Raw genomic sequence first — 23,381 nt, forward strand, 5'->3', positions numbered from 1 at the left:
CGGTGAGGGGCCTCGACCCGGACGGGGAAGCTCAGCCGCGGTCGGCGATGTCCGCCAGGACGGCCGCGATGGTCCGGACCGGCACGCCGGTGCCGCCCTTGCCCGTGTAGCCCCAGGGGGAGCCGGTGTTGAACGCCGGGCCCGCCACGTCGATGTGGGCCCACGGCAGGCCGTCGGCCACGAACTCCTTCAGGAACAGGCCGGCCGCGAGCATGCCGCCCCAGCGGTGGCCGGTGACGTTCGCGATGTCGGCCAGGCGCGAATCCAGGTCGGCGCGCAGTTCCTCGGGCAGCGGCATCGCCCAGCCGCCCTCGCCGGTGGCCTGCATGATCGCGGCGACGCGGTCGCGGAACTCGTCGGAGCCCATGACCCCCGCAGTGCGGTTGCCCAGCGCCACGACCTGCGCGCCGGTGAGCGTGGCGGTCTCGATGAGGTAGTCGGGGTTCTCCTCGGCCGCGCGCACCATCGCGTCGACCAGCACCAAGCGGCCCTCGGCGTCGGTGTTGAGGACCTCGACGGTCTTGCCGCCGTACATGGTCAGCACGTCGCCCGGGCGGTAGGAGCTGCCCGAGGGCAGGTTCTCCGCGAGCGGGATGTGCGCGGTGACCTCGAGCGGGTACTTGAGCTTCGCGGCCAGCACCACCGACGCGAGCACCGCGGCCGCACCGGACATGTCCGAGGTCATGTGGTCCATGCCCGCGGCGGGCTTGATCGAGATGCCGCCCGAGTCGAACGTGATGCCCTTGCCGACCAGCGCGACCTTCTTGCTCGCCTTCGCCGGCTTCCAGCCCACGCGCAGCAGCCGTGGCGGCCGGACGGAGCCCCCGCCGACACCGAGGATGCCGCCGAAGCCCTTGCGCTTGAGCTGCTTCTCGTCGAGGACCTCGAAGTCGAGGCCGTTGTCCTCGGCCAGCTTCTTCGCGCGGTCGGCGAACGAAGCCGGGAACAGGTCGTTCGGCGGGGTGTTGATGAGGTCGCGGGTGATGATCACCGACTCGGCGATGGCGGTGGCGGCCTTCAGCGTCGCCTTGTGCTCGCGCGCGGTGCCGTCCTCCGGGCTGACGAAGTCGGCCTTGGCCAGCGGGGCGTCGCCCTTCGCGGAGCGGTACTCGGTGAAGGTGTACGCGCCGAGCGCGGTGCCCTCGACGGCCGCGTGCAGGTCGAGCGCCGACAGCGTGACGAACGCGCGCTCGGTGCCGGCCAGCGCGCGGGCGGCCGCACCGGCGGCGCGGCGGACCTGCTCGGCGGTGACGGTGCCGCCGTTGCCGTCCTCGGCCTTGCCCAGGCCCACGGCCAGCACGACGCCCGCGGGCAGCTTGCCCAGCGTCGGGAGCTTCACGACCTGTTCGGCCTTGCCGGTGGCGCCGAGCGTGGCGAGGACCTCGGCGAGCTTGCCGTCGAAGGCGGCGTCGGCGACCGCGGCACCCGCGGCGAGCAGCGGGCCGTCCTCGCCCTGGAGGGTGCCGATCACGACCACGTCGGCGCGGGTTTTGGCGAGCGCCGCCTCGGTGTTCTCGGTGAGGGCAAGCTTCGGCACGGTCACTTCTGGCTCCTCGCGCTGTCGCGGTGGTACCGGGCGACGTGCCCGGACGGATCGTGAGCCATGCTAATGACAGACGCGGCCGGACGTCGGAAGGGGACCATCGTGCGACTCGGGGGCGGGCTCCTCGTCGTGCTGGCGGTGGGGGCCGCCGGGGCCGGGTACTGGGTGCTGGCCGGGGTCGTGCTCGCCGCGGTGGTCGCGGCGGTCGTGTCCCGCCTGCCCGCGCTGGGCGACACCCCGCTCGAGCGGTACGCCGGGGCGTTCACGCGCCTGGCGCTGGTGGTGGTGCAGGCGATCGTCTTCGGTGCGTACGTCGTCCCGGCCCAACCCGCGTACGCGGCGGCCGGGCTCGTGCTCGTGGTCGCCGTGGCCGATCTCGCCGGCCTGCGGCTGCCCGCCGCGCTGACGCGCTGGCTCACCGTGGTGCTGATCGCGGCCGCGGCGGTGCTCATCGTGCTGTGCGCGGTGGTGGCCCCGGTGGTCACGTCGACGCCGATCGGGACGCCGGACCTGGCCGCGATCGTGGTCACGGCGCTGATCACGCTGCCGTTCCTGCTCCCGGTCGCGGCCGACCGCGGGACCGTCCGGGCCCTGACGCTCGGCGGGTTCGCGGTGCTCGTGACGATCGTCGCGCTGGTGCAGCTCGGACCCGATCGGCTCGGGCTGTCGGCGACGTCGGTCCGCGACCTGCTCTACGCCGCCGATGCCGGCCAGCTGCAGCCGCTGCTGACCGTGGTCGTCGTGCTCGCGACGGTCCCCGCCGCGCTCACCACGTTCACCGACGCCCGCGAGCGGTACGCGCCCGAGCGCGGCTGGGTTTCGGCCGTCGGGGTCGTCCTGGCGCTGGCCGCGGCTCTGTTCGTGACGCCGTACGCGGTGCTGGTCGCGGCCGGGCTCGGCGAGGTGGTGGAACTGGTCCTGCGGGCCCGCCACCGCCGCTACCGTGTCGCCCATGAGTGATCACCGCTGGGCGCCGGGGGACACCGTCGTGGAGCGTTTCCTGCGGCCCGACGGCAGCATCGGCCAGCACCACCCGCTGCGCGTCGTGGCCGACGACGGCGACGTCCTGTTCGGCTGGCTGCCGGTCGGCACGCCGATCGTCGGCAGCCGGCTCGCCGACGGCCGCACGATGCGCGAGGCGCCGCTGGCGGAACGGTTCCGCGTGCCGCGCGTGCCGGTGCCCGACACGTGGCGGGGCACGTCGACGCTGCGGATGATCCCCGAGGGCCGGTGGTCGTCGGTGTGGTGGTTCTTCGAGGCCGACGGCACCTTCCGCGACTGGTACGTGAACCTGGAGGTGCCGCTCGGGCGCACCGCGAACGGCCCGGACCGCATCGACGGGGTGCTCGACGTCGTGGTCACGCCGGGCGGGGGCTGGCGCTGGGACGACGAGGACGAGGCCGAGGAGGCGCTCGCTGTCGGCCGCCTCACGGCCGGGCAGCTCGACCGGCTGCGCGCGGAGGGCGAGCGGATCGGGGCACTGGCCGGCGCGGGCGCGTTCCCCTTCGACGGCACGCACACCGACTTCCGGCCCGACCCGGCGTGGGCCGCGCCGGAGCTGCCCGCCGGCCTGCGGTGAGCGTCAGGTCGCGGTGAGGAGCAGGATCCCGGCGAGCACCACGTTCACCACGACCAGCAGGACGACCGACCGGGTGGGCAGGTCGGGTGCGAACACCTTGCCGTGCAGGCTGCGCCACCAGTAGACGCCGAAGCCGCCGGCCACCAGGCCGATGAACCCGCCGAACCCGCTGCCCAGCAGCGCCCACCCGACCATGCCGAGCAGGCCGACGCCGAACGTCAGGAACACCGCGGTCACGAAGGTCTTCACACCGTCGCCGCCGCCCGTTTTCGCGGGCGGGTGCGGCTGGGAGGTCGCTGGGAAGCTCACCACCCCATCGTAGGGGTGGATCGCCCCAGCGGGCAGGACGTGGCCGGGGGCCTCACGCAGCGGGCGCGCCGGTACGCGGCGCGTGAAATAGGTGGTCGTCCGACTAACGCGCCTCCGAGCAAGCGCTAAAGTTGCACCATGACGACAGCGACGCAGTTCTCCCGAGTCCCGCATCCCGCCCCCGCGACTCCCGAGCGCGTCGCCGAGGTACTCGACAAGCCCGGGTTCGGCACGTTCTTCACCGATCACATGGTGACGGTGAAGTGGAGCGAGGACCGTGGCTGGTACGACGCCAAGGTCGAGCCGTACGCGCCGTTCTCACTCGACCCCGCCACGTCCGTGCTGCACTACGGCCAGGCGATCTTCGAAGGCCTCAAGGCCTACCGCCAGCCCGACGGCACTGTCGCTGCGTTCCGGCCCGACGCCAACGCCGAGCGCTTCCAGGCGTCCGCGGAGCGGCTCGCGATGCCGAAGCTGCCGGTGGAGACCTTCGTGCAGTCGGTGCGCGAGCTGATCGCGGTCGACGAGCGCTGGGTGCCCACCCGCAAGGGTGACTCGCTGTACCTGCGCCCGTTCATGATCTCCACCTCGACGGGCCTCGGGGTGAACCGCCCCGCGACCGAGTACCTGTACACGCTCATCGGTTCGCCGGCCGGCTCGTACTTCTCGGGCGGCGTGAAGCCGGTCAGCGTGTGGCTCTCGACGGAGTACGTGCGCGCGGCCCCGGGCGGCACCGGGTTCGCGAAGTGCGCGGGCAACTACGCGGCGTCGTTCGTGGCGCAGGCGCAGGCCGTCGAGAACGGCTGCGACCAGGTGGTGTGGCTCGACGCCGTCGAGCGCCGCTGGGTCGAGGAGATGGGCGGGATGAACCTGTTCTTCGTCTTCGGCTCGGGCGCCGACGCCCGCGTGGTCACGCCGGAGCTGTCCGGCTCGCTGCTGCCGGGCATCACGCGCAAATCGCTGCTGCACCTGGCGGAGGTCGCCGGGCACAAGGTCGAGGAGCGCCGGATCTCCACCGACGAGTGGGAGAAGGCGGCCGCCTCCGGTGAGCTCACCGAGGTCTTCGCGTGCGGCACCGCGGCGGTCATCACCCCGGTCGGCCACGTGAAGCACGCGGGCGGCGAGTTCACCGTCGCCGACGGGCAGCCGGGTGAGATCACGATGAAGCTGCGTGAAGAACTGGTCGGCATCCAGGAGGGTGACCGCCCGAACGCGGCCGGCTGGATGCAGCCGCTGGACTGATCCACTGTAGACGGAAAGGGCCGCCCGGGTTCGTCCCGGGCGGCCCTTTTTCCGTTGCGGGGCTTAGGAAGTCGGCACCGGCGTGAGCGGGCCCGAAACACCGGACTGCTCGTGCGTGGTCATTTCGGCGAGCACGCGCGCGGCCATCATCAGCAGCGGCAGCGCCGTGACGGCGCCGGTGCCCTCGCCGAGGCGGACGTCGAGGTCGAGCAGCCCGCCGAGGTCGAGGTGCTCGAGCGCGAGGGCGTGCGCGGGTTCGCCGGTGAGCTGGCCGGACATCCACCAGCGGCGGGCGCCGGGCGCGAGCTCCTCGGCCACGAGCGCCGCCGAGCAGACCACCAGGCTGTCGAGGACGACCGGGGTGCGGCGGACGGCCGCCTGGGCCAGGAAGCCCGTCATAGCGGCGATGTCGGCGCCGGAAGACGTGCGCAGCAGAGCGAGCGGGTCCGCGAGCACCGTACGGGCGCGGCGCAGCGCGTCGCGGATGGCGGCGGCCTTGCGCATCCAGGTGTTGTCGTCGATGCCCGAGCCGCGGCCCACGACGGCCACCGGCTCCGTGCCCGTGAGGGCGGCGACGAGCACCGACGCAGGCGTGCTGTTGCCGATGCCCAGGTCGCCGGCGATGAGCAGGTCGGCGCCGCTGTCGACCTCGGCGTCCGCGACCTTCATGCCGGCCAGCACGGCGGCGCGGACCTCGTCTTCGGTGAGGGCGTCCTCGACGTCGATCGAGCCCGAGCCGCGGCGGACCTTGTACTCGCTGATCGAGCGCATGGCCGATTCCTCGGTGTCCACGGCCATGTCGACCACGCGCACGCTGGCGCCGGCCGCCGCCGCGAGCACGTTGACGGCCGCGCCGCCGGTGAGCATGGTGCCGACGAGCTGCGAGGTGACCTCGGCCGGATAGGCGGACACGCCCTTCTTCGCGATGCCGTGGTCGCCGGCGAACACCACCACGCGCGGCCGCGTGAACGGCCGGGGCGGGGCCTGGCCCTGGCACGCGGAGATCCACACGCCGAGCTCCTCGAGCCGCCCGAGGGACCCCGCGGGCTTCACGAGCTTGTCGTGCAGTGCGATCGCCGCCGACCGGGCCTGGTCGCTGGGTGGTTCGATCTCGCCGAACTCGATGCTGGTGTCCGCGTCCACGCCAGGCCTTTCTCTCGCGGGAGTCCTCACGCGCAAACCTACCGAAGCCCGGTCCAGTAGGGTCGCCGACCGTGGAGACGACAGCGGCGGGGGTCGTGCTGGCCAGCGGCGCCGGCACCCGGGTCGGGGCGGCGCTCAACAAGGTCTACCTGCCGGTGGCCGGCCGGCGGGTCGTGGCGTGGTCGCTGGCGGCGTTCGCCGCGGTGGCCGGACTCGGGGTGCTGGTGCTGGTGATCCGGCCGGAGGACGAGGCGCTGGCCGGCGAGGTCCTGGCCGCGCACCCGGGGAAGATCGAGGTCGTCACCGGCGGCGCGACCCGGCAGGCGTCCGAGCTGAACGCCCTGCGCCACCTCGCGCCGCGCATCGAAGCGGGGACCGTCGACGCCGTCCTGATCCACGACGCCGCCCGTCCGCTCGTGACGCCCGCGTTGATCGCCGACGTGCTCGCGCAGACCCGGGAGCACGGGGGAGCGGTGCCGGGCCTCGCGGCCGACGACGTGGTGTCGATGGCCGCCGACGGTTCCGTCGCCGCGCGGCTGCCGGGCGCGATCCGCGTGCAGACGCCCCAGGGCTTCCGCGCGCAGCCGCTGCTGGCGGCCTACGAACAGGCCGCGGCCGAGGGTTTCCTGGGCACGGACACCGCGTCCTGCATGGAGCGGTTCTCCGGGCTGCCGGTGCGCTGGGTGCCCGGTGGGGTGGAGAACATGAAGATCACGTACCCGCACGACCTCGCGGTGGCCGAGCGGCTGCTCGCCCGCTGAGCGGACCCGCGGCCGGGCCCGCTCAGCGGGTGGTGCTCAGAGCGACGGGCTGCGCGTCAGCGAAGCGTCGCGCTCGACGACACCCTCGAGGGCCTCGTCGATCTTGGCGAGGAGGTCGTCGTCGAGCTTCACGCCGGCGGCCTTCACGTTCTCGTGGACCTGCTCCGGGCGAGACGCCCCGATGATCGCCGAGGCGACATTCGGGTTCTGCAGCACCCAGGCCACGGCCAGCTGCGCCATCGACAGCCCGGCGTCGGCGGCCAGCGGCTCCAGCTTGGCGACGGCGGTGAGCGTCTCGTCGTTGAGGAAGCGCTTGACCACGTTGGCGCCGCCGTTGGCGTCGGTCGCCCGCGAACCCTCCGGCAGCGGCTGACCCGGCTTGTACTTGCCGGTCAGCACACCCTGCGCGATCGGCGACCAGACGATCTGGCTCAGCCCCTCGCGCTCCGCGGCCGGCACGACCTGCGACTCGATCACGCGCCACAGCATCGAGTACTGCGGCTGGTTCGAGATGAACGGCACCTTCAGCTCGCGCGCGAGCTGCGCGCCCTGCGTGATCTGGTCGGCGGACCACTCGGAGACACCGACGTAGAGCACCTTGCCCTGGCGCACCAGGTCGGCGAACGCGAGCATCGTCTCTTCGAGCGGCGTGCTGTGGTCGAAGCGGTGCGCCTGGTACAGGTCGACGTAGTCGGTGCCGAGCCGCTGCAGCGACGCGTTCGCCGACTCGACGATGTGCTTGCGCGAAAGGCCCTTGTCGTTCTGGCCCTTGGGTCCGGTGGGCCAGAAGACCTTGGTGAAGATCTCGAGGCTCTCCCGGCGCTGGCCCTTCAGGCCGCGGCCGAGCACCGATTCGGCCGCCGTGTTCGCGTACACGTCGGCGGTGTCGAAGGTCGTGATCCCCGCGTCCAGCGCTGCCTTGATGCAGGCCTGCGCCTGGTCCTCTTCGACCTGGGACCCGTGGGTGAGCCAGTTCCCGTAGGAGATCTCACTGATGTTGAGGCCGCTGCGGCCGAGGCGTCGAAACTCCATGGCCCACAGCCTAAGCGGAGGGTTGTTCGCGTTGCTAACGAACCTGCGCGATCGGGAGACGGCAACGGCCGCCGCACCGGGTGGGTGTGGCGGCCGTCACGAGAAGCGGTTCAGCCGGGGATCGGGTCACCCGGGCGCAGGCGCGGCTTCGGGACGCGCAGCTTGCGGATCTGGCTCGCCCGCACGAACGCGTACCAGCCCACGCCGCGGGTCGGCTCCTTCGGGAAGCGCTCGCGCGCCAGCCGGGAGATCTTGCGCCCGTTGACGACGCCCTCGATGGCCATGACCAGCAGCATCGCCATGCAGACGAGCGTGATGTACTGCTGCGCCGCCGGCACCGGCACCAGCAGGGCGAGGAACACGAGGATCGCCAGCGGCATGAACAGGCCCAGGATGTTGCGCCGCGAGTCGACGAGGTCGCGGACGTAGGCCTTGACCGGGCCGCGGTCGCGCACGGGAAGGTACTTGTCGTCACCCGACATCATGCGTTCGCGGCGTTCCTTGGCGGCGGCGCGGCGCTCGTCCTTGCTCACCGGGTTGGCTTTGCGCAGCTCACGGTTGCGCCGCATCGCTTCGCGCATGTTGGTGGGCGGCGGGGCGACGGGCCCGCGCTTGCGCCCTTCGGCCTCGCGCCGGCTCGGCGTCGCCCGGCCCTTGCCCGGCGTGTACGCCCGGCCGGTGGTCGACGCAGGGTCGACGACGCCGGTGTCGGCGTCCTCGGCGGGGGTCTCGGGGGTGCTTCGGCGCAGGAACCTCACCTCACCAGGGTATTGCAGGCGTCACGACGATGTTCGGCAGGTCGCTGGATGTGCAACCATGGAGGGGGAACAGATCGGGTACCCGCGGTGTTGAACCGTTAAGCACGAGAAGTACCCGCAGCGAGTTCGACCTAGAGGGAGTGCCATGACGACCGCTGAGCAGACCGGTGCGGCGCAGGCCGAGACCGCCGAGGAGACCCACGGCGTGACCTTGACCGACGCCGCGGCCGCCAAGGCGAAGGCGCTGCTCGACCAGGAGGGCCGCGACGACATGCACCTGCGCATCGCCGTCCAGCCCGGTGGCTGCGCCGGCCTGCGCTACCAGCTGTTCTTCGACGAGCGCGAGCTCGACGGTGACCTCTTCCGCGACTTCGACGGTCTGCGCGTGGCGGTCGACCGGATGAGCGCGCCGTACGTGAGCGAGGCCGTGATCGACTTCGTGGACACGATCGAGAAGCAGGGCTTCACGATCGACAACCCGAACGCGACCGGTTCGTGCGCGTGCGGCGACAGCTTCCACTGAGCTGCGTGAACGGCTGAGCTGCTGAACGGCTGCTGACCGCGAAGAGGGCCCCGACCGAGTTCCGGCCGGGGCCCTCTTCGCGTCTTCGGGGGCTCAGACGTAGGCGTCGAGGTCGGCGACCTGCGCGTGGCACGCGTCGTCGACGGTCCACGGCCGGGCCGCGCGGGGCCGCGGCAGGCGCTTGCCGGCCAGGCGCTCGGTGCGCAACTCGGACGGGATGTGGGCGCAGTCGGCGATCAGTTCGCCGATGTTTTCCGGTTCAGTGGCCGTGTTCACTTCCGTAACGCTATTGATCCGCTCGCGACTGGGAAAGCGGTACCAGCCGGTAGTGTCGGTCGAGGCGCGGGAACTACCCGGACGGGTCATGACCTGCGGGTAACCGCTCACGAGGCACACGCACACGACAGCCAGAGGAGAACCGGTGGCAGACAAGGCCAGGATCGCCGTGTCCGGCAGCATCGCAACCGACCACCTGATGCACTTCCCCGGCAGGTTCGCGGAGCAGCTGGTGAAGGAACAGCTCCACCGGGTGTCGCTGAGCTTCCTGGCCGACGACCTCGTCGTCCGCCGCGGCGGCATCGGCGCCAACATCGCGTTCGGCCTCGGCGTGCTGGGTGTGCAGCCGGTGCTCGTGGGTGCCGTGGGCTCCGACTGGGCCGACTACGCTTCGTGGCTGGAACGCCACGGTGTCGACACGTCCGGGGTGCTCGTGTCGGAGGTCGCGCACACGGCGCGGTTCGTCTGCACCACCGACGAGGACCTGTGCCAGATCGCGACGTTCTACGCCGGCGCGATGGCCGAATCGCGCAACATCGAGCTCAAGCCCATCGCCGATCGCGCGGGAGCGCTCAGCCTCGTGCTGATCAGCCCGGACGACCCCGAGGGCATGGTCCGCCACGCCCAGGAGTGCCGCCAGCGGGGTTACGAGTTCGCCGTCGACCCGTCGCAGCAGCTGGCCCGCATGGACGGCGCGCAGGTGCGCGAGTTCATCGCGGGCGCCAAGTACCTGTTCAGCAACGACTACGAGTGGGAGCTGTTGCTCCAGAAGTCGGGCTGGACCGAGGCCGACGTGCTCGAGCGCGTCGGCATGCGCATCACGACCCTCGGCGAGAAGGGCGTGGAGATCGTCGGCCGCGACGGCCTCGCCCTGCAGATCGGCGCCGTCCCCGAACGCGGCAAGGCCGACCCGACCGGCGTCGGCGACGGCTTCCGCGCCGGTTTCCTCGCCGCGCTGGACGGCGGCCTGGAGCTCGAGCGCGCCGCGCAGCTGGGTTCGCTGATCGCGGTGCTCGTGCTCGAGACCGTGGGCACGCAGGAGTGGACCTTCGACCGGACGGACGCCCTCGCGCGCCTCGGCGACGCGTTCGGCCCGGCCGCGGCGGAGGAGATCGCCGCGGTGCTGCCGGCCTGACGCCGGGCACTGTCGAACGAACGAAGAGAGCCGCTCCGAACCGGGGCGGCTCTCTTCGTAGCCGGGGCGGTCCCGCGTCAGACGAGGCCCCGCAGCACCGCCGCGACGGCTTCCGGGTGCGACACGTGCGGGCAGTGCCCGCCGGGCACTTCGTGAGCTTCGACACCCAGCCGCTCCTGCGCGGCCGCGCACATCCACGAGCTCCGCAGCGTCCGGTCCGCCGCCGGCACGATCACCGTCGACGGGATGTCCGGCCGCTCGCCCGCGGGGTGCGCCGGCAGCACGGCGGGGTTGAACAGCCGCAGCGTGCCGTGCGCCCGGGACCGCACCTCGGGTGCGCAGTCGTGGAACAGGAAGTGGTCCGCCGCGGCCACGTCGGCCGTCGGGTCCACGCCGGGCCACTCGGGGTGGAACAGCGCGTCGACGTCGGCCGCGACCTCGTCCCGCAGGCTCCGGCCGGTGCCGAAGGCGGGGATGTACGCGGCGAGCCACACGAGGTGCGCCGCACCCAGTGCCGCGCCGATCGCGGGCAGGAGCACCCCGCTGCCCGAATGCGCGACGACCACCGGCCGGGTCGCGTCGGTCTGCTGCCGGACCACTTTCGCGAACCCGGCCACGTCGTGGTCGGGGCCGTCGGCGAGCAGGTCGACCGCGACGGCGCGGTGGCCGCGCACCGTGAGTTCGGCCACCAGCCGGTCGAAGCCGGCCGGGGTTTGCGTGGTGCCGTGGACGAGGACGAAATCACGGGTCATGCGTCATGGTGCTCCGCCGCGGGGCCCGGCCGCCAGCGCGAGGGTCAGAGCTTTACGGGATACACCGGCTCCGGGATCTCCGGCTTGATGCGGTGCTCGACGAAGATGCCGTGCCACAACATGAACACCAGCAGCGCCCAGATCTGCCGGCTGCGGTCCAGCTGGCCCGCCTTGTGCTCGTCGAGCAGGCGCAGCACCGCGGACTTGTCGAGCAGCTCGTCGGTCTTCGAGTCGTTGATGATGCCGCGCGCCCAGTCGTACATCTCGTTGCGCAGCCAGAGGCGGATGGGCACCGGGAAGCCGAGCTTGCGGCGGTTGAGCACGTGCGCGGGGATGATCTTCGCGAGCGCCTGGCGCAGCGCGTACTTCGTGGTGCCGTGCGCGAGCTTCTGGTCCAGCGGGATGCTCGCGGCGACCTTGAACACCTCGGCGTCGAGGAACGGCACGCGCAGCTCGAGCGAGTTGGCCATCGTCACCTTGTCGGCCTTGACGAGGATGTCGCCGCGCAGCCAGGTGAACAGGTCGACGTGCTGCATGCGCGCCACCGGGTCCCAGCCGCGGGAGAGGTCGTACCAGGGGGCCGTGACGTCCTTGAAGCCCACGCCTTCCCGATAGGTCCGCAGGACGGCGCGCAGCTGCTCGTCGCGGAAGTTGCGGGCGTTGCCGTAGTAGCGGTCCTCCAGCGGCAGCGCGCCGCGGCGGAGCAAGTCCTTGCCGCGCGTGCCTTCGGGGATCTTCGTGGACACCTTGCCGATGAGCTTGCGCACACCCCCGGGCACCTTTTCGAACGGTGCCAGCGAGATCGGCTCGTTGTAGATCGTGTAGCCGCCGAACAGCTCGTCGGCGCCTTCACCCGAGAGCACGGCCTTGACGTGCTTGCGGGCCTCGCGCGCGATGAACCACAGCGGCACCAGCGCGGGGTCGGCCACCGGGTCGTCGAGGTACCAGACGATGAGCGGAAGCGCTTCCATCATCTCGTCGGCCGACACCGTCCGGATGACGTGCCTCACACCGATCGCGGCGGCCGACTCGGCGGCGACGTCCACTTCGGAGTAACCCTCGCGCTCGAACCCGGTGGTGAACGCGATGAGGTTCGGGTTGTGCTCCTTGGCCAGCGTCGCCGTGGCGGTGGAATCGATGCCGCCGGACAGGAACGCGCCGACGGTCACGTCCGGGTCCGAGATCATGTGCTTGCCCACCGAGTCGCGCATCACATCGGCGATGCGCTCGTACAGCTGCTCGGCCTCCGCGGCGCCGTTCACGGGCTTCGTCGCGAACTGCGGGTGGAAGTAGCGCGTGAACTCGACCGCACCGCCCGGGGCGACGCGGAACGACGTGCCCGATTCGACGCGGCGCACCGCCGTGTGCAGCGACTCCGGCTCCGGCACGTACTGCAGGACCAGGTAGTGCTGCAGCGCCGTGCGGTCCAGCTCCAGGGGTACGCCGAGCGTTTCGGCCAGCTCCAGCAGGCTCTTCTTCTCGCTGGAGAACGCGACGCCCTTCGGGCCGGCGGCGTAGTAGAGCGGCTTGATGCCGAACGGGTCCCGCGCGCCGAACACGACCTTCTCGGCCGAGTCCCAGATCATGAAGGCGAACATGCCGCGCAGCTTCTTCACCGCGGCGTCGCCGAGGTAGTGGTACGCCGCGACGATGGCCTCGCCGTCGCCCTCGGTCTCGAACTTCGCCCCGAACTTTTCAGCGAGCTCGTCGCGCAGCTCGCGGTAGTTGTAGATCTCCCCGTTGAAGTTCAGCGTGTAGCGGCCGGGCGCCTCCGGCGGGCCCCAGACCAGCGGCTGGTGCGCGTGCTCCACGTCGATGAACGCGAGCCGGTTGAAGCCGTAGACGACCTCGGCGTCGGCCCAGGTGTCCTGCTCGTCGGGGCCGCGGTGGCGCTGGCAGCGCATCGCCGTGCCCACGGCGGCACGAGCGTTCGCCGCGTCGGTCTCGGTGCCGCAGATCAGTCCAAGCAGGCCGCACACGTGTACTCACACACCTTTTGGTCGGGCCGGTCCGGGGAAGGGCCCAGTATGCCGCGAACCGTGCACCGCGGGCCGCATCGGGTGGACGCGCGCGCGTTGTGGTTACCCCTTGGACAGCGGGAACCGTGAACTCGGCTAGGCTCCGCCTGTCACGAAGATCGGTCGAGGAGGCTCTGGGTGAAAGGGCGAGGCGCAGTGGGAAAACCAGCGCGCACCCACGGGGGTAAGCGGGTCGGCCGCGTCGCCGCGCTGGCCGTGCTGGTGGCGCTGACCGCGACGGGGTGCTCCGGGGACGAGATCCTCCGCTTCGGCTGGCCGGTCGGGGTCACCCCGCAGGCCGACGAGATGCGCAACCTCTGGACGTGGACGGTCATCGCCGCGCTCGTCGTCGGTGTCATCGTCTGGGCCCTGATCTTCTGGACCGCGACGTTCCACCGCAAGAAGAAGAACGCCGCGGTCGAGGGTCCCGAGGACCTCCCGCGGCAGTTCCAGTACAACATCCCGCTGGAGATCTTCACGGTCGTCGTCCCGACGATCATGGTCTGCGTCCTGTTCTTCTTCACGGCGACGACCGAGAACGACGTCCTCGAGAAGAAGCCCAACCCCGACGTGACCGTCGACGTGGTCGCGTTCCAGTGGAACTGGGAGTTCAAGTACGACGACGCGAACGCGAAGCGTCCCGACGGCACCCAGGTGAGCACCGTCGGCTCGTCCGGCGAGATCCCGCTGCTCGTGCTCCCGACGAACAAGACGATCGAGTACCGCCTGCGGTCCACCGACGTCATCCACTCGTTCTGGGTCCCGGAGTTCCACTTCAAGCGCGACGTGATGCCGGACCCGGAGAAGAACAACCAGGACAGCTCCTTCCAGAACTCGATCGACCGCGAAGGCTCCTTCGTCGGCCGGTGCGCGGAGCTGTGCGGCACGTACCACTCGGTGATGAACTTCGAGGTCCGCGCGCTGTCGCCGGACAAGTACGACCAGTACATCAAGCTGCGCACGGAGATCAACCCGAAGACGGGCCTGCCGAACACGGCGTCCGAGGCGCTGTCGGCGATGAACTGCGGCGAGCTGTGCACCCCGCACGCGGTGACCACGGCGCCGTTCAACACCGACCGCACCGCGCGCACCGCGTCCAACTGACCGGTTCCGGCGAACCAGAGGAGTAGGGGAAAAGTCCCATGAAGGTCGAAGCCCGGATTTTCTACATGGTGGCGGCGTTCGCCGTCGTCATGGCCGTCATCTACTGGGTCATGACCGCCCTCTACGCGACCGACCAGAAGGCCGAGCCCGTCGGCATCGTCTCGCTCTTCCTGACCGGTGGCCTCGCGTTCCTCGCGGGCAGCTACATGCAGTTCGTGTCCCGCCGGATCGAACCGCGCCCGGAGGACCGCGAGGACGCCGAGATCAGCGACGGCGCGGGCGAGCTGGGCTTCTTCAGCCCGGGCAGCTACTGGCCGATCGCCATGGCGGCCTCGGCCGCGCTGGGCGGTCTCGCTCTCGCGTTCTTCCACATCTGGCTGCTGGTCATCGCGATCGTCGCCCTGCTCATCGCGATCGGCGGGCTGGTGTTCGAGTACCACACGGGTCCGAACCACGAGTGACGTCCGCGGCCCGCGGCTTTCGCGCCGCGGGCCCGCCGCCGCGCTGGGGTGCCAGCGCGGCGGCCAGCACCGCCAGCATCCCCAGGCCCTCCGGCCACGTGAGCCGGTGGCCGAACGCCAGCACGTCCACCACCACCGCGACCACCGGGTACAGGTAGGACAGCAGCGCCACCGTCGTGGTGGGCAGCTTGCCGATGCTCGCGTACATCAGCACGTACATCACCGCCGTGTGCACGGTGCCCAGCAGCACCAGCCACAGCAGCCCCGGAACCGAGTGCGGTAGCGGCGTGAACGCCAGCGCCGGGGCCAGCAGCACGGTCCCCACCACGAGTTGCACCGCCGCCAGGACGTGCGGGCGGACGTGGGTCAGCTGCTTCGCCACGAACGACGTGCCGGCGTAGAGCACGGCCGCGCCCAGCGCGAGCGCGATCCCCGCCAGGCGCACGGGCTGCCCGTCGTCGCCGTGGGCCGAAAGGGAGATCACCACCACGCCGGCGAACGCGACGCCTGCCCGGGCGAGGTGCGACTTCGCGACCTTTTCACCCAGGAACGCCGCCGCCAGCCCGACCAGGATCAGCGGCTGCGTGTGGTACACCACAGTGCTCACGCCGATCGACGACAGCGAGTACGACGTGAACAGCAGCACCCAGTTCGCCACCAGCAGCACGCCGCCGAGCGCGGCCAGCAGCAGGTCGCGCCGCGTCGGGCGCCACGTGCGGAAGTAGCCGCGGGCGAGGCACCAGAGCACGAGCAGGAGACCGCCGACGAGGCAGCGCGCGAAGGCGACGGCGGGCGCGGCGGCACCGCTGGACAGCACGACCGCGCCGATCGTGCCCGAGAGGGCCATCGCGCTCGACCACTGCAGGAGCGGGCGGGTTTCGGGGTTCGTCATGCGAACCAGATTCGGCTCTCCGCCGATCTCCAACCAGTGTCAGAGATGACAACGACCGCAAAACTTGTGACACCCTGACCGGATGGACGTGGAACGGGTCGCGGTGGTGGTGGCGGACCGGGTTTCGCCGTTCGAACTGGGCGTCGCGTGCGAGGTGTTCGGCACCGACCGCAGTGCCGACGGCATCGCGGGCTGGGAGTTCGGCGTGTGCTCGCCGGCCGGGCCGGGCGTGGACACCGTGGACACCTGGTCCGGCTTCGGGCTGCGCGGGCTGGCCGGCCTGGACTTCGCGGCGTCGGCGGACCTGCTGATCGTGCCGACGTGCGAACCGCGCACCGTCGCACCGCCGGAACCGGTGCTCGACGTGCTGCGCGACGCGCGGGAACGCGGGGCGTGGGTCGCCGGCTTCTGCGCCGGGGTGTTCTCGCTCGGCTACGCGGGCCTGCTCGACGGGCGGCGCTGCACCGTCCACTGGGTCTACGAGCAGGAGTTCCGCCGGCTCTTCCCGCGCGCCGTCGTCGACCCGCAGGCGCTCTACGCCGACGACGACGGCGTGTCGACCAGCGCGGGCACCGTCGCGGCCGTGGACCTGTGCCTGCACCTCGTCCGGCGCCTGCGCGGCGTCGCGGCCGCCACCACCCTCGCGCGGCGCATGGTCGCGGCGCCGCACCGCGCCGGCGGCCAGGCGCAGTTCGTCGAAGCCCCCGTCCCCGCCACGGCGGCCCCCGACGACGCCGTGGTCGCCGAAGCGCTGGAGTGGGTGGAACGGTGGCTGGACCGGCCGTTCACGGTCGCCGAACTGGCCCGTCGCAGCGGCCTGGGGGAGCGCACGTTCCTGCGCCGCTTCGCGGCCGCCACCGGCACCACCCCGCACCGCTGGCTCACCGAACGCCGCCTCGACCGCGCCCAAGCCCTGCTCGAAGAGGGCCGCCTGAGCGTCGAAGACATCGCGACCGCCTGCGGTTACGCCTCGGCGGCCGCACTGCGCCACCAGTTCACGCGCCTGCGCGCCACGACCCCGAGCGCTTACCGCGCGGCGTTCCGCAGCGCCTGAATCGCGGCAGACGGGCCACTCGGCGCGCCTCAGCCGCCCCAGACGCCGCCGGTTCGCTTGCCACCGTGCCCGCCGGTGGGTCGCTCGCACCGGGCGGCGCTCAGCGCTTCTGAGCCCCCGAAACGCCGCGATGCCGCTCCGGGTGCCGTGCACGGGCCGGTCGTGCCGCCGAGAAACGGGTGCCGGCTTGCATTCCGGGCAGTGCCGCTCGTGCGGCGTGGGCGGTCGTTCTGGCGAAAACGGGCGGCTGCATGGCTTTCCAGGCTTTGCCATGGGTGCGATGTGCTCGCTGAGGTTCCGCGCTTTCCAGCCGTGCCCCGGAAACGCCGAAAGCCGCCCCGGAAACGCCGAAAGCCGCCTCGGACGGAGCCGAGGCGGCCTTCGGGGTCGAGCGGAGGGTTCAGCGAGCGTCGGCGGAGAACGCGATCCAGCGGTCCAGCAAGGTGGCCGCCGCGCCGGTGTCGAGGGCGCGGTTCGCGCGGTCGAGGCCGGCGGCCAGGTCGTTCTCCAGCGAGCCGGAGAAGCCCGTGAACGCGGCCAGCGCCGCGGCCGCGTTGAGGACCACCGCGTCGCGCACCGGGCCGGTCTTGCCGCTGACCAGTTCGCGCACGACTTCGGCGTTGGCGGTCGCGTCGCCGCCGCGCAGGTCTTCCGCGGTGGCGCGCGGGATGCCGAGCGCGGCCGGGTCGAAGGTGCGCTCGCTGACGGTGCCGCCGGAGACGACCCACACCGAGGTGGTCGTGGTGGTGGTGATCTCGTCGAGCCCGTCGTCACCGCGGGCCACCAGCACCGACATGCCGCGCTGCGCGAAGACCTCCGCCAGCACGCGCGTCTTGTCGGCGTACGCGCAGCCGATCAGCGCGCTGCGCGGCTGCGCGGGGTTGGTGAGCGGGCCCAGCAGGTTGAACGTGGTCGGCACGCCCAGCTCGCGCCGCGGCGGGCCGGTGTGGCGGAACGCGGGGTGGAAGGCCGGCGCGAAGCAGAAGCCGATGCCGATCTCCTCGAGCCCGCGGTGCACGGTCTCCGGCTGCAGGTCGATGGCGATGCCGAGCGTCTCCAGCACGTCGGCCGCGCCCGCCTTCGACGAGGCGCTGCGGTTGCCGTGCTTGGCCACGGGCGCGCCGGCGGCCGCTGTGACGATCGTCGCCATCGTGGAGATGTTGACCGAGTTCGACCGGTCGCCGCCCGTGCCGACGATGTCGACGGCGGGCGCGTCCAGCTCGATGCGGCGCGCGTGCGCGAGCATCGCTTCGGCCATGCCGGAGATCTCCTCCGGCGTCTCGCCCTTGGCGCGCAGCGCGACGGCGAAGCCGGCGATCTGCGCCTGCGTAGCCGCCCCGGACATGATCTGGTCCATCGCCCAGGCCGTGTCGTCGGCGGACAGGTCCTCGCGCGCGATCAGCTGCGTCAGCAGGGCCGGCCAGGTGTGGGGGACCGGGGTGGTGCTCATCGCCGGGCTCAGCCGTTGACGGCGGGCACGCGCCCGGCGCGCAGCACGCCGGCGACGGTTTCCGCGGCGGTCAGCGGGTCGAGCGGGTGGACCAGCACGGCGTCGGCCTGGGACCACGTGGCGAGCCAGCGGTCGTCCTTGCGCCGCACCGTGACGACGATCGGCGGGCAGTCGGTGATCTCGTTCTTGAGCTGGCGGGTCAGGCCGATGCCGCCGGTGGGCTGGGCCTCCCCGTCGAGGATCGCGAGGTCGACGGCGCCGGCGTCCATCTCGGACAGCACGTCGGCGATCCCGGCCGCCTCGACGTACTCCACGCGGCCCAGATCGGCGGCGGGCCGCCGGCCGATGGCGTTGATGATCGCGTCGCGGACCTCGGCCTTGTGGCTGAACACCAGGATCCGCTTCGTCTGCTCGCCCATTGAGCACGCCTCCGTCTCGTCACGGGTGGAACTGGACGCGATCGTATCGGCCGTTACGCAAATCACGCGGACGCGGTGGGCGACTCACCCGGTTGCCGCGCGTCCCAGCCCAGCGCGTCGCCGCCGAGGCGCTGCGCCAGACCGGCCATCCGGGACCGTTCCTGGGCGCAGTGCAGGGCGTCGAGCACCTGCACCCGCAGCGCGTGCACCAGCACGCGGTCGCCGTCGGGGCCCTGTTCGCGCAGTTCCCAGGCGTCCTGCGCGAGGATCGTGGCCGCCTCCGCGACGCGGTCCGCGGGCAGGCTGAGGTGGTGCACGAACACCGCCGGATCGCTCGCCACCCAGTGGGGTGAACTCGCGAGCACCGCCGAGTCCGCCACCGCCGGGTCGAACGCCTCCGCGACGACCGTCAAACCGGGCGTGTCGGGCGTCAGACCGGCGGTTTCGCGCTTTCCCAGCAGGTCACGCAGCCGCCCGAGCAAACTCATCAGTAGCTCCTGCCTCTGCCGGGTTCGGGTGTGATGCGAAGCTCCCACGACCCGCCGTGGACCCGAAGGGCGGGGTGGTCGCGCGGGAGGACATAATGCGATCCGTGACAACGGCAGCTCCCACCATCAGCCAGCGAGTCCACTCGCTGAACCGGCCGAACATGGTCAGTGTCGGCACCGTCGTGTGGCTGTCCAGCGAACTGATGTTCTTCGCCGGACTGTTCGCCATGTTCTTCACCGTCAAGGCGCAGAACGCGGCCGGAGCACCCTGGCCGCCGCCGCTGCACGGCGAGGAGTTCCACCTCAACATCCCGTACGCGATCCCGTTCACGGTGATCCTCGTGCTGTCGTCGCTGACGTGCCAGTTCGGCGTGTTCGCGGCCGAGCGCGGTGACGTCTACGGGCTCCGGCGCTGGTACATCGTCACGTTGATCATGGGCGCGATCTTCGTCGCCGGGCAGGCGAACGAGTACCACAACCTGGTCAACGAGGGGCTCACGATCCCGTCCGGCCCGTTCGGCACCGTGTTCTTCCTCGCCACCGGTTTCCACGGCCTGCACGTGATCGGCGGGCTCATCGCGTTCGTGTACCTGCTGATCCGCACGAAGCTCAGCAAGTTCACGCCCGCACAGGCCACCTCGGCGATCGTCGTGTCGTACTACTGGCACTTCGTCGACATCGTGTGGGTGGGCCTCTTCGCGGTGATCTACATCCTCCCCTGATCCCGCACCCCCGCCACCACCATCGGCCTGAACTGACAGCAAGGGTTGCCGCAAGATGACCACCAGCAAGAAGTCCCCGGAGCGCCGGTTCCGCGCGCGTTCGAAGCTGCGGAGGCGGTTCGCCGGCCTGCTCGCACTCGGCGTCGCGCTGGTGGGAGCCGGCGCGCTGTACGCCGTGTTCGCGCCCGAGCCCCAGACCGCGCAGGCCCAGGGCGACCCGGCACTGCTGCGGCAGGGTGAGCAGGTTTACAACAACACCTGCATCGAGTGCCACGGCAAGAACCTCGAGGGCGTGCAGGACCGCGGACCGAGCCTCATCGGCGTCGGCGACGCGGCGGTGTACTTCCAGACCTCGTCCGGCCGCATGCCCGCCGCGCGCCAGGAGGCGCAGATCGAGCGGAAGCCGCCGAAGCTGACCCCGAGCGAGATCGACGCGGTCGGCGCGTTCGTGCAGGCCCACGGTGGCGGCGTCCAGCGCCCGGCCGAAACCGGTGCCGCGCTGCGCGGCAGCGACCCGGCCCGCGGCGGCGAGCTCTTCCGCCTGAACTGTGCTTCGTGCCACAACTTCACCGGTCGCGGCGGCGCGCTGTCGGCCGGCAAGTACGCGCCGAACCTCGACCCGGCCACCGAAGAGCAGATCTACGACGCGATGCTCACCGGGCCGCAGAACATGCCGAAGTTCTCCGACCGGCAGCTCAACCCGGAGGAGAAGAAGGACATCATCGCTTACGTGAAGTCGGTGTCCGACGGCAACAACAACCCGGGTGGCAACAGCCTCGGCGGGTTCGGTCCCGCCTCCGAAGGCCTGATTGCGTTTATCGTCGGAATTGCAGCGCTTGTCGGCGTCACCCTGTGGATTGGATCGAAGGCATGAGTGCCGAAGGGCCCCAGCCGCCCTCGGAGGCGGAACTGGCCGAGATGGACCGTGACCAGCTGCTCAAGCTGGGCGGTCAGCTCGACGGTGTCGAGATCGTCGACTACCCCAACCCGTGGCCGGTCGAGAACACCCGCGCCGAGCGGCGCGCGCAGCGGCTCGTGGCGTTCTGGTTCGCCCTGTCCGCGCTCGCCGGGCTGGCGTTCGTGGTCGTCATCGCGTGGCCGCACTGGTGGGAGTACAAGGACCCGAGTGACCCGAGCGGGCACGCGACCTACAGCCTGTACACGCCGGCGCTGGGCGTCACGCTCGGCGTCGCGGTGCTGGCGCTCGGCATCGGCGTGATCCTGTACACGAAGAAGTTCGTCCCGCAGGAGAACGCGGTCCAGCAGCGCAGCGACGGGCCCTCGGCCGAGGTCGACCGCGCCACGATCCTCGCGCACCTGGCCGACGCCGGGAACCGCAGCACCATCGCCCGCCGGTCGCTGATCAAGCGCACGGCCATCGCCGGCGCCGGTACGCTCGGCCTCGCCGTCGCGGCCCTGCCCATCGCGTCCTTCATCAAGGACCCGTGGAAGGACACCGAGAACGAGAACTCGCTCTGGCACACCGGCTGGCAGCCGCAGCACCCGGGCGAGAAGGTCTACCTGCGCCGCAACACCGGCAGCCTGGACGCCGACGTCGAGAACGGCGTCACGCTCGTCAAGGCCGAAGACCTCGACGCCGGTGGCATGGAGACGGTGTTCCCGTACCGCGAGTCCGAGAAGGGCAACCGCGAGGCGCTGGCCGCCGCGCTGAGCCGCGTCGACAACCCCGTGATGCTCATCCGGCTGCGACCGACCGACGCCGCCCGCGTCGTGAAGCGCAAGGGCCAGGAGGACTTCAACTTCGGCGACTACTACGCGTACACGAAGATCTGCAGCCACGTCGGTTGCCCGACTTCGCTGTACGAGCAGCGCACGAACCGCATCCTCTGCCCGTGCCACCAGTCGCAGTTCGACGCCCTGCACTACGCGAAGCCGATCTTCGGCCCGGCCACCCGTCCCCTCGCCCAGTTGCCGATCACGGTTGACGACGAGGGATACTTGATCGCACGGGGCGACTTCATCGAGGCCATTGGACCGGCCTTTTGGGAGCGTAAGTCATGAGTTCACTCACCACGCCGACGAAGGGCACGAGCGCGCTCGAGAAGCACCTCGGGGAGGCCGCGGACAACGCGGATCAGCGGTACAAGCTCGCCAAGGGCTTGCGGCACCAGATGAACAAGGTGTTCCCGACCCACTGGTCGTTCCTGCTCGGCGAGATCGCGCTCTACAGCTTCATCGTCATCCTGCTCTCGGGCGTGTACCTGACGCTGTTCTTCGACCCCTCCATGCAGGAAGTCACCTACCACGGCAGCTTCCAGAACCTGCAGGGCGTCGAGATGTCCCAGGCGTTCCGGACCACGCTGGACATCTCGTTCGACGTGCGCGGCGGCCTCTTCGTGCGCCAGGTGCACCACTGGGCGGCGCTGATCTTCGTCGCGTCGATGATGATCCACATGTTCCGGATCTTCTTCACGGGCGCGTTCCGCAAGCCGCGTGAGGCGAACTGGCTCATCGGTGGCCTGCTGCTGATCCTGGGCATGTTCGAGGGCTTCTTCGGCTACTCGCTGCCGGACGACCTGCTGTCGGGTACGGGTATCCGCGCGACCCTGTCGGGCATCGTGCTCTCCGTGCCGGTCATCGGCACCTGGATCCACTGGGCGCTGTTCGGCGGCGAGTTCCCGGGCGACCAGATCATCCCGCGCCTGTACACGCTGCACATCCTGCTGATCCCGGGCATCATGCTCGCGCTGGTCGGCGTGCACCTGGCGCTGGTCTGGTACCAGAAGCACACGCAGTACCCGGGCGTGCGGCGCAAGGAAACGAACGTCGTCGGCGTGCGCATCATGCCGTACTTCGCCCTCAAGGGCGGCGCGTTCTTCACCCTGGTCGTGGGCGTGATCGCACTGATGTCGGGGTTGTTCCAGATCAACCCGGTGTGGAACTTCGGTCCGTACAACCCGTCCATGGTGTCGGCCGGCTCGCAGCCGGACTTCTACATGGCCTGGGCCGACGGCATGCTGCGCATCTGGCCCGCGTGGGAGGTCTACCTCGGGAACTACACGATCCCGGCGGTGTTCTTCCCGGGTGCGGTGGGCATGCCGGTGCTGATCGGGCTCCTGTTGTCCTACCCGTTCCTGGAGCGCAAGCTCTCGAAGGACGCGGGGCACCACAACCTGCTGCAGCGGCCGCGCGACGCACCGGTCCGCACCGCGCTGGGCATGATGGCGCTCGGGTTCTTCCTGGTCATCGAGCTGTCGGGCTTCAACGACATCATCGCCGACCAGTTCGACATCTCCCTGAACGCCACGACGTGGGCCGGCCGCATCGGTGTGCTGATCGTGCCGCCGATCGCGTACTACGTGACGTACCGGATCTGCCTTGGCCTGCAGCGGGCGGACCGGGAGGTCTTGGAGCACGGTGTCGAGACGGGCATCATCAAGCGTCTGCCGCACGGTGAGTTCATCGAGGTCCACCAGCCGCTGGGTGGCGTGGACAGCCACGGCCACGCGGTCCCGCTGGAGTACCAGGGCGCGCCGGTGCCGAAGAAGATGAACAAGCTCGGGACCGCCGGGCACGCCGTGCCGGGTTCGATCTGGACGCCGGACCCCGCGGAGGAGACGGCCGCTCTCGAGCGCGCCTCCAGCCACGGCAACGGGCACGCCGAAGTGGGCAGCTCGGCGGAGTCGTCGGAAGTCGGCTCCGGGCACTGAGTCTCGTGAACGGCGAAGGCCCCTTCACCCGCTGGGTGGAGGGGCCTTC

General features: G+C 71.0%; 25 protein-coding genes. 13 read left to right on the forward strand and 12 right to left on the reverse strand.

Going from position 1 to position 23,381, the window contains the following annotated elements; translation table 11 throughout:
• Positions 1–31: 31 nt before the first annotated feature.
• A complete protein-coding gene (locus ACIA77_RS21130; protein ID WP_395887616.1) occupies positions 32–1,543 on the reverse strand; it encodes a leucyl aminopeptidase in 1,512 nt (503 codons plus the stop codon).
• A 102-nt stretch (positions 1,544–1,645) separates the two neighbouring features.
• On the opposite strand from ACIA77_RS21130, the gene ACIA77_RS21135 reads away from it, so the two are divergent.
• Both ACIA77_RS21135 and ACIA77_RS21140 read left to right on the forward strand, forming a co-directional pair.
• On the forward strand, positions 1,646–2,503 hold the full coding sequence (locus tag ACIA77_RS21135; protein WP_395887617.1) for a sulfatase: 858 nt from the start codon (positions 1,646–1,648) through the stop codon (positions 2,501–2,503).
• Complete coding sequence (locus ACIA77_RS21140; protein WP_395887618.1) at positions 2,496–3,122, forward strand: DUF402 domain-containing protein; 627 nt, start codon at positions 2,496–2,498, stop codon at positions 3,120–3,122. The genes ACIA77_RS21135 and ACIA77_RS21140 overlap by 8 nt, the downstream gene beginning before the upstream one ends.
• Positions 3,123–3,125: 3 nt before the next feature.
• Here the strand turns inward: ACIA77_RS21140 and ACIA77_RS21145 are convergent, their stop codons facing one another.
• Positions 3,126–3,431: a hypothetical protein gene (locus tag ACIA77_RS21145; RefSeq protein WP_395887619.1), complete on the reverse strand. Its 306-nt coding sequence runs from the start codon at positions 3,429–3,431 to the stop codon at positions 3,126–3,128.
• A gap of 138 nt (positions 3,432–3,569) precedes the next feature.
• Here ACIA77_RS21145 and ACIA77_RS21150 point away from each other — a divergent pair, with 138 nt between their 5' ends.
• Positions 3,570–4,673 (forward strand): branched-chain amino acid aminotransferase, encoded by a 1,104-nt coding sequence (locus ACIA77_RS21150; protein ID WP_395887620.1) that lies wholly within the window; start codon positions 3,570–3,572, stop codon positions 4,671–4,673.
• Between the two features lie 63 nt (positions 4,674–4,736).
• Here the strand turns inward: ACIA77_RS21150 and cobT are convergent, their stop codons facing one another.
• A complete protein-coding gene (gene cobT, locus ACIA77_RS21155) occupies positions 4,737–5,816 on the reverse strand; it encodes a nicotinate-nucleotide--dimethylbenzimidazole phosphoribosyltransferase (protein ID WP_395887621.1) in 1,080 nt (359 codons plus the stop codon).
• A 71-nt stretch (positions 5,817–5,887) separates the two neighbouring features.
• Here cobT and ACIA77_RS21160 point away from each other — a divergent pair, with 71 nt between their 5' ends.
• Positions 5,888–6,577: a 2-C-methyl-D-erythritol 4-phosphate cytidylyltransferase gene (locus tag ACIA77_RS21160; RefSeq protein ID WP_395887623.1), complete on the forward strand. Its 690-nt coding sequence runs from the start codon at positions 5,888–5,890 to the stop codon at positions 6,575–6,577.
• A 36-nt stretch (positions 6,578–6,613) separates the two neighbouring features.
• Here the strand turns inward: ACIA77_RS21160 and ACIA77_RS21165 are convergent, their stop codons facing one another.
• Both ACIA77_RS21165 and ACIA77_RS21170 read right to left on the reverse strand, forming a co-directional pair.
• Positions 6,614–7,609 carry an aldo/keto reductase family protein gene (locus tag ACIA77_RS21165; protein WP_395887624.1) on the reverse strand — a complete coding sequence of 332 codons (996 nt, stop codon included), beginning with the start codon at positions 7,607–7,609 and terminating at the stop codon, positions 6,614–6,616.
• A 110-nt stretch (positions 7,610–7,719) separates the two neighbouring features.
• Positions 7,720–8,367 carry a DUF3043 domain-containing protein gene (locus tag ACIA77_RS21170; protein ID WP_395887625.1) on the reverse strand — a complete coding sequence of 216 codons (648 nt, stop codon included), beginning with the start codon at positions 8,365–8,367 and terminating at the stop codon, positions 7,720–7,722.
• A 145-nt stretch (positions 8,368–8,512) separates the two neighbouring features.
• Here ACIA77_RS21170 and ACIA77_RS21175 point away from each other — a divergent pair, with 145 nt between their 5' ends.
• The gene (locus ACIA77_RS21175; protein ID WP_204090549.1) at positions 8,513–8,890 is read left to right on the forward strand and encodes an iron-sulfur cluster assembly accessory protein; all 378 of its coding nucleotides are present in this window, start codon (positions 8,513–8,515) and stop codon (positions 8,888–8,890) included.
• Positions 8,891–8,983: 93 nt separating this feature from the next.
• Here the strand turns inward: ACIA77_RS21175 and ACIA77_RS21180 are convergent, their stop codons facing one another.
• On the reverse strand, positions 8,984–9,166 hold the full coding sequence (locus ACIA77_RS21180) for a hypothetical protein (protein ID WP_395887626.1): 183 nt from the start codon (positions 9,164–9,166) through the stop codon (positions 8,984–8,986).
• A 145-nt stretch (positions 9,167–9,311) separates the two neighbouring features.
• On the opposite strand from ACIA77_RS21180, the gene ACIA77_RS21185 reads away from it, so the two are divergent.
• Positions 9,312–10,301 (forward strand): carbohydrate kinase family protein, encoded by a 990-nt coding sequence (locus ACIA77_RS21185; RefSeq protein WP_395887627.1) that lies wholly within the window; start codon positions 9,312–9,314, stop codon positions 10,299–10,301.
• Positions 10,302–10,378: 77 nt separating this feature from the next.
• Here the strand turns inward: ACIA77_RS21185 and ACIA77_RS21190 are convergent, their stop codons facing one another.
• A complete protein-coding gene (locus tag ACIA77_RS21190; RefSeq protein WP_395887628.1) occupies positions 10,379–11,053 on the reverse strand; it encodes an alpha/beta fold hydrolase in 675 nt (224 codons plus the stop codon).
• Positions 11,054–11,097: 44 nt separating this feature from the next.
• Positions 11,098–13,032: an asparagine synthase (glutamine-hydrolyzing) gene (gene asnB, locus ACIA77_RS21195; protein ID WP_395887629.1), complete on the reverse strand. Its 1,935-nt coding sequence runs from the start codon at positions 13,030–13,032 to the stop codon at positions 11,098–11,100.
• 195 nt (positions 13,033–13,227) lie between these two features.
• Here asnB and coxB point away from each other — a divergent pair, with 195 nt between their 5' ends.
• Together coxB and ACIA77_RS21205 are read left to right on the forward strand one after the other, a co-directional pair.
• Complete coding sequence (gene coxB / locus ACIA77_RS21200) at positions 13,228–14,175, forward strand: cytochrome c oxidase subunit II (protein WP_395887630.1); 948 nt, start codon at positions 13,228–13,230, stop codon at positions 14,173–14,175.
• Between the two features lie 38 nt (positions 14,176–14,213).
• Positions 14,214–14,636, forward strand: a complete 423-nt coding sequence (locus ACIA77_RS21205) for a cytochrome c oxidase subunit 4 (RefSeq protein ID WP_395887631.1) — start codon at positions 14,214–14,216, stop codon at positions 14,634–14,636.
• Here ACIA77_RS21205 and ACIA77_RS21210 read toward each other — a convergent pair.
• Positions 14,581–15,528, reverse strand: a complete 948-nt coding sequence (locus tag ACIA77_RS21210) for a DMT family transporter (protein WP_395887632.1) — start codon at positions 15,526–15,528, stop codon at positions 14,581–14,583. The two genes, ACIA77_RS21205 and ACIA77_RS21210, sit on opposite strands and share 56 nt — an antisense overlap.
• An 82-nt stretch (positions 15,529–15,610) precedes the next feature.
• On the opposite strand from ACIA77_RS21210, the gene ACIA77_RS21215 reads away from it, so the two are divergent.
• Positions 15,611–16,582 carry a GlxA family transcriptional regulator gene (locus tag ACIA77_RS21215; protein WP_395887633.1) on the forward strand — a complete coding sequence of 324 codons (972 nt, stop codon included), beginning with the start codon at positions 15,611–15,613 and terminating at the stop codon, positions 16,580–16,582.
• A gap of 400 nt (positions 16,583–16,982) precedes the next feature.
• On the opposite strand, the gene trpD is transcribed toward ACIA77_RS21215, so the two are convergent.
• From trpD to ACIA77_RS21230, 3 genes are all read right to left on the reverse strand, one after another.
• Positions 16,983–18,032 (reverse strand): anthranilate phosphoribosyltransferase, encoded by a 1,050-nt coding sequence (gene trpD / locus ACIA77_RS21220; protein ID WP_395887634.1) that lies wholly within the window; start codon positions 18,030–18,032, stop codon positions 16,983–16,985.
• A gap of 8 nt (positions 18,033–18,040) precedes the next feature.
• A complete protein-coding gene (locus ACIA77_RS21225) occupies positions 18,041–18,451 on the reverse strand; it encodes a hypothetical protein (RefSeq protein WP_395887635.1) in 411 nt (136 codons plus the stop codon).
• A gap of 62 nt (positions 18,452–18,513) precedes the next feature.
• Positions 18,514–18,939 carry a hypothetical protein gene (locus ACIA77_RS21230; RefSeq protein ID WP_395887636.1) on the reverse strand — a complete coding sequence of 142 codons (426 nt, stop codon included), beginning with the start codon at positions 18,937–18,939 and terminating at the stop codon, positions 18,514–18,516.
• Positions 18,940–19,034: 95 nt separating this feature from the next.
• Between ACIA77_RS21230 and ACIA77_RS21235 the strand changes: the two genes are divergently transcribed.
• From ACIA77_RS21235 to ACIA77_RS21250, 4 genes are read left to right on the forward strand one after another with little or no spacing between them, the layout of a single operon-like run.
• Positions 19,035–19,661, forward strand: a complete 627-nt coding sequence (locus ACIA77_RS21235; protein WP_395887637.1) for a heme-copper oxidase subunit III — start codon at positions 19,035–19,037, stop codon at positions 19,659–19,661.
• 55 nt (positions 19,662–19,716) lie between these two features.
• Positions 19,717–20,535, forward strand: a complete 819-nt coding sequence (locus ACIA77_RS21240; RefSeq protein WP_395887638.1) for a c-type cytochrome — start codon at positions 19,717–19,719, stop codon at positions 20,533–20,535.
• Entirely contained in the window at positions 20,532–21,683 is a 1,152-nt protein-coding gene (locus tag ACIA77_RS21245) for a ubiquinol-cytochrome c reductase iron-sulfur subunit (protein ID WP_395887639.1), read from the forward strand. Before ACIA77_RS21240 ends, ACIA77_RS21245 begins: the two co-directional genes overlap by 4 nt.
• Positions 21,680–23,332: a cytochrome bc complex cytochrome b subunit gene (locus tag ACIA77_RS21250; protein WP_395887640.1), complete on the forward strand. Its 1,653-nt coding sequence runs from the start codon at positions 21,680–21,682 to the stop codon at positions 23,330–23,332. The genes ACIA77_RS21245 and ACIA77_RS21250 overlap by 4 nt, the downstream gene beginning before the upstream one ends.
• Positions 23,333–23,381 lie beyond the last annotated feature (49 nt).

The organism is Amycolatopsis sp. NPDC051903, from assembly GCF_044452505.1.
Classification (GTDB): Bacteria; Actinomycetota; Actinomycetes; order Mycobacteriales; family Pseudonocardiaceae; genus Amycolatopsis.